At 69.2% G+C, this 12,760-nt stretch carries 13 protein-coding genes; 8 read left to right on the forward strand and 5 right to left on the reverse strand.

The genetic code is table 11. The features are described from left to right. From JQX13_RS37220 to ccmA, 4 genes are read right to left on the reverse strand one after another with little or no spacing between them, the layout of a single operon-like run. Complete coding sequence (locus tag JQX13_RS37220; protein WP_203404182.1) at window positions 1-171, reverse strand: hypothetical protein; 171 nt, start codon at window positions 169-171, stop codon at window positions 1-3. Beyond that, entirely contained in the window at window positions 171-986 is an 816-nt protein-coding gene (locus tag JQX13_RS37225) for a cytochrome c biogenesis protein (RefSeq protein ID WP_203404183.1), read from the reverse strand. The genes JQX13_RS37220 and JQX13_RS37225 overlap by 1 nt, the downstream gene beginning before the upstream one ends. 16 nt (window positions 987-1,002) lie before the next feature. Then, window positions 1,003-1,698 (reverse strand): heme exporter protein CcmB, encoded by a 696-nt coding sequence (locus JQX13_RS37230; RefSeq protein WP_203404184.1) that lies wholly within the window; start codon window positions 1,696-1,698, stop codon window positions 1,003-1,005. Continuing rightward, window positions 1,695-2,360: a heme ABC exporter ATP-binding protein CcmA gene (ccmA, locus tag JQX13_RS37235; protein WP_203404185.1), complete on the reverse strand. Its 666-nt coding sequence runs from the start codon at window positions 2,358-2,360 to the stop codon at window positions 1,695-1,697. The genes JQX13_RS37230 and ccmA overlap by 4 nt, the downstream gene beginning before the upstream one ends. A 536-nt stretch (window positions 2,361-2,896) precedes the next feature. Between ccmA and JQX13_RS37240 the strand changes: the two genes are divergently transcribed. The 7 genes from JQX13_RS37240 (at window position 2,897) to JQX13_RS37270 (ending at window position 11,308) form a co-directional block, all read left to right on the forward strand. Further along, the gene (locus JQX13_RS37240; protein WP_239015430.1) at window positions 2,897-4,000 is read left to right on the forward strand and encodes a polysaccharide deacetylase family protein; all 1,104 of its coding nucleotides are present in this window, start codon (window positions 2,897-2,899) and stop codon (window positions 3,998-4,000) included. Between the two features lie 20 nt (window positions 4,001-4,020). Then, entirely contained in the window at window positions 4,021-5,544 is a 1,524-nt protein-coding gene (locus JQX13_RS37245) for a lipopolysaccharide biosynthesis protein (protein ID WP_430384226.1), read from the forward strand. A gap of 117 nt (window positions 5,545-5,661) precedes the next feature. Then, window positions 5,662-6,189 (forward strand): serine O-acetyltransferase, encoded by a 528-nt coding sequence (locus JQX13_RS37250; protein WP_275425018.1) that lies wholly within the window; start codon window positions 5,662-5,664, stop codon window positions 6,187-6,189. An 18-nt stretch (window positions 6,190-6,207) separates the two neighbouring features. Further along, window positions 6,208-7,269, forward strand: a complete 1,062-nt coding sequence (locus JQX13_RS37255; protein WP_203404186.1) for a glycosyltransferase family 4 protein — start codon at window positions 6,208-6,210, stop codon at window positions 7,267-7,269. Next, window positions 7,256-8,458: a glycosyltransferase gene (locus tag JQX13_RS37260; RefSeq protein WP_203404187.1), complete on the forward strand. Its 1,203-nt coding sequence runs from the start codon at window positions 7,256-7,258 to the stop codon at window positions 8,456-8,458. Before JQX13_RS37255 ends, JQX13_RS37260 begins: the two co-directional genes overlap by 14 nt. A gap of 136 nt (window positions 8,459-8,594) precedes the next feature. Continuing rightward, window positions 8,595-9,059, forward strand: a complete 465-nt coding sequence (locus JQX13_RS37265) for a hypothetical protein (RefSeq protein WP_203404188.1) — start codon at window positions 8,595-8,597, stop codon at window positions 9,057-9,059. An 11-nt stretch (window positions 9,060-9,070) separates the two neighbouring features. After that, window positions 9,071-11,308 carry an FUSC family protein gene (locus JQX13_RS37270; protein WP_203404189.1) on the forward strand — a complete coding sequence of 746 codons (2,238 nt, stop codon included), beginning with the start codon at window positions 9,071-9,073 and terminating at the stop codon, window positions 11,306-11,308. Here the strand turns inward: JQX13_RS37270 and JQX13_RS37275 are convergent. Then, window positions 11,299-11,673, reverse strand: a complete 375-nt coding sequence (locus tag JQX13_RS37275; protein ID WP_203404190.1) for a hypothetical protein — start codon at window positions 11,671-11,673, stop codon at window positions 11,299-11,301. The genes JQX13_RS37270 and JQX13_RS37275 overlap by 10 nt on opposite strands. A 389-nt stretch (window positions 11,674-12,062) precedes the next feature. On the opposite strand from JQX13_RS37275, the gene JQX13_RS37280 reads away from it, so the two are divergent. Next, window positions 12,063-12,758, forward strand: a complete 696-nt coding sequence (locus JQX13_RS37280) for a CPBP family intramembrane glutamic endopeptidase (RefSeq protein ID WP_203404191.1) — start codon at window positions 12,063-12,065, stop codon at window positions 12,756-12,758. Window positions 12,759-12,760 lie beyond the last annotated feature (2 nt).

The raw sequence follows: 12,760 nt of genomic DNA on the forward strand, positions 1-12,760 counted from the left end.
TCACTCCTTCGAGTCGTTCACGGCCTGCCCGGGACGGCGCAGCCAGAGGGACAGTGCATACAGCGAGAGCGACACCCAGGCGATGCCATAGGAGGCCCAGACGTACTCCCAGCCTCCCTGGATGCGGCCCACACCCACCTGGGCGAGCAGCATGTACATGTGCGGGGACATCAGGCCACCTCCGAGGCACGGTTGTCACGCGGGGCGGGCGCGTCCGTGGGGAGCGCCTCGGGCAGGGCCACCTCCGCCTCGCGCCGGGCGAGGGCGATCCGGTAGCGGTGCAGCAGGAAGAGGGTGAGGAGGATGAGCGAGGCCCAGGCGTTGACGCGCAGTGACAGCACCATGTCCGGGTCCACCGTCTTGGGCGTCGACTGCACCTGGTGCAGGCTGCGCCACCACTTCACCGAGAACCACACGATGGGCAGGTTGACGAAGGAGATGATGCCCACCACGGAGCTCCACACCGCGCGCTTCTCGGGATCCTCCACGAAGCCGCGCAGGGCCACGTACGCCACGTACGTCACCAGCATGATGGCCATGGCCGTGAGCCGCGGATCCCAGTCCCAGTAGGTGCCCCACGTGGGCTTGCCCCAGATGGCGCCCAGCACCAGCCCGTAGGCCCCGAAGAGCAGCCCCACCTCGGCCGTGGACTCCGCCAGCGCGTCCGTCTTCCAGCTCGTATGGAGCAGGTACGCCACGCAGCAGCAGAAGTTGACCGTCAGCGTCAGCATGGCCATCCACATGGCCGGCACGTGCACGTAGATGATGCGGTAGACGTCCCCCATCTCCCGCTCGGGTGGCGTCCACACCAGCCCCAGGTACGAGCCAATGCCCAACAGCAGCAGGGCCGCCGCCGTCATGACCAGCAGCGCGGGCTTCGCGTTGTACCTCGATCCGGGAGGCGCCCACTTCATGCCCAGCCGGACGCCCATACCCACAGACGCCAGCGCCGCCGCCGCCGAAACCACCTGCAGCACCGTGTTCATGACCTCACTCCTGACCTCAATCCTCGATGACCCGGGGGAACAGGACGAATCCCAGCCCCCAATAAATCAGATTGAACCCGAATAGCAGCCCGTACCATGAGCCCAGCTGATTCATCGGGTCACCCTGCAACACGAGCGATGTCGCCTTCGCGGCGGCGAGCAGCGCGGGAATGATGAGCGGGAACAGCAACAGCGGGAGCAGCACATCTCTTGCCCGCGCATTGCTCGCGATGGCCGAATACACCGTGCCCGGCGCGCTGATGGCCATGCAGCCGAGCACCAGGGTGGTGGCGAAAGCTCCCACCCCCATGGACACGTTCACCGCGTAGAGGGCCACCATCACCGGGATGAGCAGGGCGCCCAGCAGTATCAGCAACAGGGCGTTGCCCAGGGCCTTGGACAGGAAGATGGCGCGCGCGTCCGCCGGGGCCAACCGCAGCCCGTCCAGGGTGAGGTTCTCCTGCTCCACCCGGAAGGACTCGCCCAGCGCGAGCACGCTGGCGAAGAGCAGCGCCAGCCACAGGTAGCCGCCCGCGTTGCGCGCCAGCACCTTCGTGTCCGGACCCACCGCGAAGGAGAACAGCAGCAGCGTGGCCAGCGCGAAGAAGATGAGCGCGTTGAGGCGCGCGCGCGTGCGCCATTCGATCAGCAGATCCTTGGCCAGCAGCACCCCCACCGTTTTCAGCAGGGAGATGGGACGTGGCTTCCTCATGCCGCCACCGCCCGGCCTTCCTGCAGGTGCAGGCGCTCCTCGCACAGGGACATGCCCTGCTCGATGAGGTGCGTGGCCAGGACGACGGTGACACCCGTGTCCTTGAGCTCGCCGATGATCTTCTCCATGGCCTGGATGCCGGCCGGGTCCAGCTCGCCGAAGGGCTCGTCCAGCAGCGCGAGCGCGGGAGCCTTCATCAGCAGCCGGGCGATGGCCAGACGCTTGCGCATGCCCGCGGAGAACTGGCGCACCGGGCTGTCCGAGCGCTTCGTCAGCCCCACCTTGGTGAGCAGCGCCCCGGCCACGTCCGAGGGCGAGTCCATCCCGAGCAGCCTCGCCAGCACCACCAGGTTCTGGTGCGCGGTGAGATCCTCATAGAGGAAGCTCGCGTGGGAGAGGAGGGCCACCTCGCGGCGCACCGTCTCGCGCTGCGTGACGCAGTCGTTGCCGAGCACCTCCACCCGGCCGTGGGTGGGGGTGAGCGCGGTGCCCACCAGTCTCAGCAGCGTCGTCTTGCCGGAGCCGTTGTGACCCGTGAGGAGCAGGGAGCGGCCCGGGGGGAGGGTGTAGCTGAGGCGCGCGAGTGCCCAGCGACGTCCATATCGCTTGCTGACATCGTGGAGGACGAGCGCGGGAGGAGGCGCTGCGGTGGGGGCATCCATCGGCGGGAGCGTTCGTAACTGGAAACTTCCCCACACTCCAGCGAAAGCAAGCCGGGCTGCTCGGTTGGGGGCCAGGAGATGTGGCCCTGAAGCGCCCGGGAGGAGAGTGGGGTGGGAGGAGCCCTATTGCTCCTGGATGGGAAACACCGTGGCACGCGGAAAGTGGAAGTTTTTTCAATTCCCTGACCCCATCTTCCGTCCTGGGTGGGGGCGGGAGCACCTGGGTTGCCAGGAAAAGCGGCCCTTGTCCTCGATGGAACGGAAGATCTTTCGAACCACTGGCTCCGGACCTGCAACGGACCTACCCGGTGGGCGTCGCGGATGGGAACGGACTTACCGTCAACAGTGACTCGGACTTCCAGACAGAGACCCGCTGGGCGGATGGCACTCCGAATGCAAACCTCCTCGTCCGGGGAAGCATGGGCGGCGGCGTCATCTGGGAGGAAGTCGCAATGGTGGACATGCGGGGAACGGTGAGGCGGGCGATGAAATCAGCGGCGGCGGGGGTGCTGCACCACAGCGGCCTCCGTAAAGCCCTGGCGGCCTACAGGAGGTACCAATCCGGTGGGCGCCGCATCCTGATCGTCAGCTATCACCGTGTGGTGGGGGACTTCACCGGAGAGTTGCAGCGCTCCATCCCGGGGCTGCTCATCTCCCAGGAGACATTCCGCGGGCACCTGGAGGGACTCTCCGCAGCCGGTTACGAGTTCGCTTCCCTCGGGGACGCGCTGGACGTGATGGCCGGACGCCGGACGGCCCGCAGGGATCTGTGTGTCGTCACCTTCGACGACGGCTACCGGGACGTGTACCGGTACGGCTACCCCGTCCTGAAGGAGATGGGCGTGCCGGCCATCATCTACCTGCCGGCGGCGCTCATCGGCACCAACGAGCGCTTCCATCATGACCGGCTCTTCCACCTGCTGCGGCTCGCGCAGGCCCGGGGCTACCAGCCGTTGTTCGACGTGATGCCCAAGCCCGCCACGGAGCTGCTGGACACGGTGCTCTCCGGCCGCAAGCGGCTGTCCGCGGCGCTCGACGACTTCATCGGCCAGTACTCCTCCTCCACGCTCGCGGAGACCATCCAGGTCCTGGAGGAGAAGCTCGGCCCCGGTCCGGACCTGCTCCCCGAGCAGGGTGATCTCATGGACTGGGACGAAGTGCGGCGCATGGTGAAGGACGGCTTCGAGTTCGGCGCGCACACCCTGGGACACGTGGTGCTGACCCACGAGCCGATCGAGGTGGTGGAGCGCGAGGTGTGCGAGTCCAAGGCCCTCATCGAGCGCGAGGCCGGCATCACCGTGCGCGACTTCGCCTACTGCAACGGCTGGTACTCGGACGACCTCATCCGCATCCTGGTGCGCAACGGGTTCCGCTCGGCCGTGACCACCGAGGACATGCCCAACCGCATCGGAGGGGATCCCTTCACCCTCAAGCGCAAGGTGCTCTGGGAGAACTTCAGCCTGGGCCTGACGGGTGGGTTCTCGCGGAGCCTCACCGTGTGCCAGCTCGACGACTGCTTCGGGACGCTGGGCATGCGTGAGCCCGTGCCCGGCCGGCGCCCGCAGCGCTTAGCGGTTCCGACTCCCACCAACACCAACACCCTGCGGCTGGACGGCCCGCCGGAGGAGGTGACCTGGTGAACGGGAAACCGGACACCCCCGTGCCCGCGGCACCCGCCGCACCCGCGGTGCCCGCCTCCTCGTTCCTGGGGAAGGCGGGACCCCTGGTTCTCGCCCGGCTGTTCACCGCCGGGCTCACGTTGTCCATTCCACTCGTCCTGGCGCGGGTGTTGAGCCTGGAGGAGTACGGCACCTACTACCAGCTCTTCCTCATCGCCACGACGCTCTACTACGTGCTGCCCTTCGGGGTGGTGCAGAGCCTCTACTACTTCCTGCCCCGGTCCGAGGAGAAGCGGCCCTGGCTGGGGCAGACGTTGCTCTTCATGTCCGCCGCCGGGGTGGTGGCCGCGGGCTTCGTGTGGGCGCTGCTCGGGCCCGTGGCGAACCACTTCGACAACCCGGCGCTGCTCGCGCACCGGGGGACGCTCGCGGCCTACACCGCCTTCCTGCTCGGCTCCTTCCCGTTGGAGATCTCCCTCACCAGCCAGGGCCGCACGAAGCAATCGGCGCTCGCCTACCTGGTGTCGGATGCCCTGCGCGCGGCCTCCATGGTGGTGCCGTGCCTGCTGGGCTTCGGCCTGCACGGGATGATGCTGGCGGTGGCGGGCTTCGCCTTCATTCGCTACCTGGCCGCCTGGGTGGTGGTGCCCCGGGGGACGAGCGGTCCGCTGCTGCGCCCGGGGCTGTGGCGCCAGCAGCTCGTCTACGCGGCTCCGTTCGGCGCGGCGATGGCGCTCGCCATCCCCCAGCAGAACGCCCACCTCTACATGGTGGCGGGCGCGGTGGCCCCGGCGCTCTATGCCCTCTACCGCGTGGGGTGCTTCCAGCTCCCGGTGGTGGATCTGCTCTACACGCCCACCAGCGAGGTCCTCATGGTGCGCCTGGGTGAGCTGGACAAGCAGGGGCGCCTGGAGGAGGGCGTGGTGGCCTTCCGCGAGGCCGCGGGCAAGCTGGCCTTCGTCTTCCTGCCCTTCGCCGCGTTCCTCTTCGCCGCGGCCCCCGAGTTCATCGGGGCCCTCTTCGGCGCGAAGTTCCTCCCGGCCGTTCCCATCTTCCGGGTGAGCGTGGTGGGCGTGGTGCTCGCCATCCTTCCCATGGACGGTGTGCTGCGTGCCCGCGGGCACACCCGCGCCATCTTCCTGTCGTACCTGCTCAAGGCGGTGGTGACGGCGCCACTCGTCTGGTTCGGCGTGAAGTGGTTCGGGATGATGGGCGGCGTCGTGTCCTGGGCCGTGGCCGAGGTGGTGGGCAAGGGCGCGCTGCTCGTCCGCGTGCCCGCGGCACTGTCCACTCCCGCACGGACCCTGCGCATCCGGGACATCATTCCCTGGCGCGAGCTGGGCAAGGCGTCACTGGCGGCCGTGGCCGCCGCGGCGAGCGTCTTCCTGTTGCGCGTCGCCCTGGTGCACGCCTGGAGCGGTCTGCCCGAGGGCCTCGTCTGGAGGGCCCTGCCACTCGCGGTGGCCGGCGCGCTGTTCGCCATGGGCTATGTGGGGGTGCTGTACGCCACGGGGGTGAGGCCCCTGCGGCTGCTCGGCGGCCTACGCGCTCGTCGCGCGGCGTGATCGCAAGGCATCGGACTTTCGGACATATGGACAGTGGACGGTGCGGGGCCCAGGGGGGTCCCGCCCTGGAAGGCCGGTACCTAGCTTGGGAAACCGTTCAACCAGGGGAGAGGCGTGATGGGCATCGATGCGATGACGTTGTACAGGATGGGGCGCAAGCTTTACCTACGGGGTGTCCCCGTATTGCCTGCCGTGCTGCGCAAGGCCATCCACTTCCTGCACGGCTCCTACATCCCGGTCGAGGCTGAAATCGGCGAGGGGACGCAGATGGGCTACGGCGGCATGGGCATCGTCATCCACAAGGATGCGCGCATCGGCCGGCACTGCCTCATCTCCCACCAGGTGACGATTGGTGGACGCTCGGGGCTCAAGGATCTGCCGGTCATCGGCGACTATGTGCGCATTGGCGCGGGCGCGAAGATCCTGGGCAACGTCCGCATCGGGGATTTCGCCGTCATCGGTGCCAACGCCGTGGTGGTGAGGGATGTGCCCCCAGGCACGGTGGTGGGTGGCATTCCGGCGCGGGAGATCCGCAAGGATCCGGATCCGCTCGCCGCCTACGAGCGCGAGATGGGACTGCGCCCACCGGTGCGGCGTCCCGAGGCGGTGCCGTCCGTTCCTCCGCCGGCATCCGCCGCGCGGTAGTCAGGGGGAGAGCCGCGCATGAGAGTGCTCCTCGTTGGAGACTATCCGCCACCCCACGGTGGCGTGGCCGTGCACGTCCAGCAGCTCCATGGGTACCTGCGCGAGCGCGGGGTGGAGACGGTGGTGCTGGACATCGGGAAGGGAGGGCGGCCGGCTCCGGACGTCATTCCCGTCCGGACGCCGACGCAGTATGGCAAGAGGCTCGCGGGCTTCCTCCGCGAGGGGTGGACCGTCCACGTCCACACCAGCGGCAACAACCCGAAGTCCTGGATGCTCGCCGCCACCGCCGGGGTGAGGGCGCCACGCTCCCCGCGCGTCATCACGCTGCACTCGGGGCTGCTGCCGGAGTACCTGGCCGCCTCCGTGTCGCGGCGGGCCTTCGCGCGGGTGGCGCTGGCCGGCTACTCGCGCGTGGTGGCCGTGTCCGAGGCGGTGCGCGATGCGCTCGCGCGCTGCGGCGTTCCGGAGGAGAAGCTCGTGGTGTACCCGGCCTTCTGTGGCTCGCAGGTGCGGCCGGGGTCCGTGACGCAGGCGGTGCAGGAGGCGCGCATCCGCCGCCGGACGCTGCTGGCCATGGCGCACCATCCCTCTCCCGTCTACGGCCGGGGGCTGATGTTCCGCGCGCTGCGGATGCTCGCCAACGAGCTGCCCGGCGTGGGGCTCGCCGTCTTCGGGCCGGGGACCCGCTCGGAGGCGTTCCTGCGCGATGCGCGTGAATGCCAGGTCGAGGAGCTCCTCGAGGACATGGGCGAGCTGGAACATTCGCAGGCGCTGGCGCTGATCTCGCGCTGCGATGCCTTCGTGCGGCCGACCACGCACGACGGCGATGCCATCTCCGTGCGCGAGGCGCTCGCGCTCGGCGTGCCATGCGTGGCCAGTGACGTGTGCGGGCGGCCCCATGGGACGTACACCTTCCGCGCGGGCAACGCGGTGGACCTGGCGGATCAGGTGCACCGCGCGCTCGAGCACGGGCCCGCACAGGTGGTGTCACCGGACGCGGGTCCGGTGCTGCTGAAGCTGTACGGCGAGTTGTCGCAACCGGTGGTTCTGGGTGGAGGCGAGACACATGCGGCGCAGTGAGGAAATGGATCTGGCCCGCCGGGCCCTGCGTGGCAGGGACCTGGTGGTCTTCTCGAACGATTGGGATGGGGATCCGCTGTCCAAGGTCCACATCATGCGGATCCTCTCCCGGGACAACCGGGTCCTCTGGGTGAACAGCATCGGGAACCGGGCGCCCAAGGCCAATGCGCACGACGTGAAGCGCATCTGGAAGAAGCTGTCCTCGTTCACCGAGGGCATCCGCGAGGTGGAGCCCAACCTCTTCGTGCTCGCCCCGCTGGCGGTGCCGTTCTACGGCTCGGAGGCGGTGCGCGCCTTCAACCGCACGCTGCTGCGGGCCCAGGTGCTGCGCGCCATGCGGCGGCTGCACTTCAAGCGGCCCATCTCCTGGTCCTTCCTGCCGGCCTCGGCGCCGGTGTCCGGGCGGCTGGGCGAGGAGTTCGTCGTCTATCACTGCGTGGACGAGTTCTCCGCCTTCAGCGACACCAACGGGCGGCACATCGCGGAGCTGGAGGAGCAGCTGCTGCGCCGGGCGGACCTGTGCATCACCTCGGCGGACCGGCTCCGGGACAACAAGGTGCGCGTCAACCCGAACACGGTGCTGGTGCGCCACGGCGTGGACTTCAACCACTTCGTGAAGGCGTGTGATCCGTCCACGCCCATTCCGGAGGACATCGCGAAGCTGCCCAGGCCCATCTTCGGCTTCTTCGGGCTGGTGGCGGACTGGGTGGACCTGGAGGCCATCGCCGCGACGGCGCGGGCGCACCGCGAGGGCTCGGTGGTGGTGATCGGCAAGGTGGCGCCGGACGTGGATCCGTCGGTGCTGACGGCCGAGCCCAACGTCCACATGCTCGGGCGCAAGGCGTACTCGGAGCTGCCGGGCTACTGCCGCGCCTTCGACGTGGCGCTCATGCCCTTCAAGGTGAACGAGCTCACGCTCAACGCCAATCCGCTGAAGGTGCGCGAGTACCTGGCGGCGGGCCTGCCCGTGGTGTCCTCGGACATCCCCGAGGTGCGCAAGGTGGGTCTGTGCAAGCTGGCGAGCGACACCGAGGACTTCGTCCGGAAGGTGGACGAGTGTCTGGCCGAGGGCGCTGGCCCCTCCCGCGAGCGCGCCGAGCGCATCCGCCACGAGAGCTGGGAGGCCAAGGTGGAGGAGATCCGCGGCTTCGTGGGCGAGGCCATGGTCAAGGCCGGACGGAGCCTGTAACCGTCCGCTCCCGGCGTCCCGCCCGCCGTGGTTCGGGTGGGTCGCAGGGAACCCTCACTCACGGGTGTATCCCTGGTGGGGCACTGTTGATAGGAGCAGGTCCCCCCGCATCGGGTCCGGTGTGGACCTGCCCCCTATGAGCGCCGCGCGTTTCTTCATTTTCGACGATTCTCTCTGGCCGTTGCTCACCGTCCGGATGGTCGGAGAAGCGACGAGCCGGCACTTCGACGAGTTCCTGGACATCTCGCTGTCCTACCTGCATCGGCGGGAGCCCCATGTCGTCGTCACCGACATGCTCCGGGGCGGAATGATGTCGCCCAGGCTGCGCCACCGGCTGCACGAGTGGATGAAGTGCCACGAGCAGCTCTTCCGGGAGACGCTGATCGGCGAGGCCTTCGTCCTCGACTCCCCGTTCCTCCGGCTGGGGTTGAGCATCCTCTTCCATCTGCGGCAGCCGCCTTGCCCCTACTTCATCGACGCTCGCGTGGAGCCGGCGTTCGCGTGGGCCGCCGATCAGCTGGAGAACGTGGGCCAGAGGGATGCCGCGGAGCGTGTCCGACAGCACTTCGGCTTGCTTCCGTCGAGGCATCGCCTCAGTTAACTGCCCTCGACATGAGTACCCGGCGTCTGCTCGAACACGCGAAGGAGGTTGCCCGGTTCGCCCCGGTCCGGCCGGCGGTGAAGGCCGGATTCCGAGCGGCGATCGCCAGCATCCTCCCCCTGCTGGTGGCCAGTGGCTTCCATCTCTCCGAAGCCCTCTGGCTCAGCGTGGGCGGCTTCAACACCTCCTTCGCCGACAAGGGCGGCTCGTACCGCTCTCGCGCGATCAGCATGGGGGCGGTGGCCCTCACCGGGGTGCTCTCGGTCTTCGTGGGGGGACTGGCCGGCGGCCATCCCGCCCTGGCCATCCCGGTGGCCCTGGTCTGGGTGACGGCGTGCAGCTACGCGGGGGTGTACGGACCCACGGCGGGCTTCGTGGGCAACATCGCGGCGAGCGCCTTCGTCATCTCCCTGGGCCTGCCCGCCTCCAGTCTCCTCGAGGCCCTGACGCGCGTGGGCTTCCTGCTGGTGGGAGCCCTCTGGGCGATGCTGCTCTCGCTCGTCCTCTGGCCGATCCGGCCCTATCGGCCCGCGCGATTCGCCGTCGGCCGCTGCTTCCGGGCGTTGGCGGACTTCGCGGGAGAGGTGGGGCGTCTGTCCATCAGGGGCGACAGCGCGGCCTGGCAGGCGCTGATCCAGGGCCATCACGGGAGGATCCGCGAGCTCCTGGAGGAAGCCCGGAGCACCCTGGCCGCCATCCGCCGGGGGCGCCAGGAGAGCGGGCGAGGGGAGCGGCTGCTGGTCCTGTTCCAGGTCGCGGACACGACGTTCGGGGTGGTGATCGCCCTGGCCGACGTGATGGAGAGCCTGTCGCACGGCACCGGGGTCCGTCCGGCCCAGGACGCGGTGGAGCGCGCTCTCGCCGCCTACTCCCGGACGCTCCAGGAGCTCGCGCGCATCGTCGAGACGGAAGGCCACGCCAGGCAGTTGCCCTCGCTGGATTGGGGCGCGGAGGCGCTTCGGGAAGCGATCGCCCGGACCGAGGCCGCCGAGGGCGCCCAGGCCATGCGGGTCATCGACCGGGCACAAGCCCTCCACGCGGCCCGGTTGCTGGCGCGGCTCCGGGAGTTCGCGGGGGTCGCGGTGGAGACGGCCGCGAGCCTCGCGGACGATCGTCCCGCCTCTTTCGGACAGGCCCTGCTGGGAATCGATCTGGCCGAGCGCAAGCGTCCGTTCCTCGGGCCGCTGCGGGAGAACCTCTCGAGTGACTCGGTGGTGCTGCGGCACGCGCTCCGGGTCGGCGTCACCACGGCGATCGCGGTCTGGCTCACGGCGCGCTTGCAGCAGAGCTACGGCTATTGGGTCACGATCACCGTGCTCACCATCATGATGCCGTACACCGGCCCGACCTTCCTCAAGGGGTTGCAGCGGGTGGTGGGGACGGTGGTGGGGGGCGTCCTCGCCGCGGTGGTCGCCGCCTGGCTGCATGATCCGCACGCGATCTCCGTGCTGGTGTTCTTCACCGCCGCCATCAGCGTGGCCGTCATCTCGGTCAACTACGGGCTCTACACCGTCTTCCTCACGATCACCTTCGTGCTCCTGGCCGAGGTGGGCAGCGGAGACTGGAGCCTGGCCCGGGTGCGGATCATCAATACCCTCATTGGCGGGGCGTTGGCGTTGGCGGGGACCTGGTTGCTGTGGGAGCGGCCCGAGAAGGAGCGTTTCCCCGCGCAGCTCGCGGCGGCGCTGCGGGCGGATCGCGAGTACTTCCGGCAGGTGTTCTCCGCCTGGCTGGGAGACTCGAAGGGGCAGGATCCGACGTTCGGCGAGGCACGACGGAAGATGGGCCTGGCGACCATCAACGCGGAGGCCTCCTTCCAGCGGCTGCTCTCCGAGCCACGAAGGCGGACGGAGCCGCTCGAGCCCCTGATGACCCTGCTCGCCTATACCCGCCGCTTCTCGGCGGCGGTGATCGCCTTCTCGACGCACAACGAGCGGGCGCCGGAGCGGGTCCGGTCCCTCCTGGCGCGCTTCGCGACGACCACGGAGCATGTCCTGGAGGACCTGGCGGATGCGGTGGCCCAGGGGCGGACGCCGGCGCCGCTGCCCGATTTCGCCGGGCTCCTCGCGGGGGAGGGGGCCACCACCGGGGGCGAGGCGGCCCCGGGCGTGGGGGAGCCGTTGCTACAGGCGCAGCTCGAGCGGGTGGTGCGGCAGCTCACCGTCCTCCATGGTGCCGCGTCGCGGAGGAGCCCTGTCGCGGAAGAGCACTCCGAGCAACGCGGAGCGCTCTCGGGCGGCTACCAGTAGCGGCGTGGCGGCGCGACGGGCTGGGCCGGCGGCGCGGACACGGGCTCGAGCATGCCGCAACCGAGCAGCCGCTCGACGGCGGCCTTGACCTCCTTCGCGCTGGCGCAGTCCTCGAGGTTGCGCGTCACCTCGGAGATCGTCCGCTCTCCCAGCCCGAACTCCACGAGGAAGAGCCCATCCTCGGAGGAGAGGCCGCGGGGCTCGCTCCATGAGTCCCGGTCCGCGTCGAACTGCGCACGTCCCATCCCCGCTCGAGACTTCTCGACCATGAGGGAATACGCCGATACGGCCTCGTTGCCTTTCGAGGAGAGCTTGAACTTCTGCGCGCGTCCGAAGCGGATCCGCTCCGAATTCTCGTCCTTCATGGTGCTGCCTCCATGGCAACTCTTCGTCACACGGCCGAAGCCCGGAGGCCGGAGGCCGGAGCCCATCGGGAGCGCGGCCCTTGTCGTGTGTCACGTTTCAAGGTCGATGCCTAGGGGGCTTTGCGAAATGAGAGCCCCCATGTTGTACGGCCAATGGGCCAACCAATGGCCGCGGGTGTCCATTTCGGGGCTCTTGCCGGGGAAACGCGGTGCGATGGGGGATACGGATTCGCACGCGAAGTGCGTGGACCGGGGTTCCCCCTCGCCTCAGGATGGCGCTGCCCCGCTTTATGACTCCTGAATCCCTTTCGGCCCCGAGTGCCGCGTCCGCCGTTCTTCCCACCCCCGTGCCTTCGCTGTCGGCCCGCGTCGGGTGGGCGGCGCCGCTGATGATGACGTTCGCGCGGCTGGTGCTCGCCTATGTCGCGCACGGGGTGACCGCCGCGGTGCTCGCCGCCTCGGGTCACGCCGAGCCGTGGCAGGCCGCCATCCGGTGGTGGACGGTGTATGGCTCGCTCATCGACGCCGGGTGCCTGGTCCTGCTGGCCATGCTCACGCGCCGCGAGGGCCGGAGCATCCGCGATCTCGTGGGCTTCGACCGGACCCGTCTCGGGAGGGACCTGTTGATCGCGCTCGGCCTGCTCCTGGGGCTCGGCCTGGTGGGTTTCGTGGGCGGTATGGGGACGAGCCTGTTGCTCTATGGCAATCCCCACCATGCTCCGCCCATGGGCGGGCTTCCCACGTGGGCCATGGTCTACAGCATCGCGATCTGGCCACTGCTCTGGGGCTTCACCGAGGAGACGACGTACAACGGCTACGTCCTGCCCCGACTGCGTGCCCTCAGTGGCCACTCCTGGATGGCGGTGGCGATCGTCTCCTTCGGCTGGGCGGCCCAGCACATCGCGCTGCCGGCCATGTTCGACGGGCGCTTCATGCTGTATCGCTTCCTGTCCTCGCTGCCGATCGCGCTCCTGGCGGCCACGTTCTACCTGCGCACCGGACGGCTCGTGCCGCTCATCGTCGCGCATGCGGCCATCGACATCCTCGCGCCCGCGAGCGTCATGTTCGCCCCGCCGCACAGTTGAAG

The organism is Archangium violaceum (assembly GCF_016859125.1).
Classification (GTDB): domain Bacteria; phylum Myxococcota; class Myxococcia; order Myxococcales; family Myxococcaceae; genus Archangium; species Archangium violaceum_A.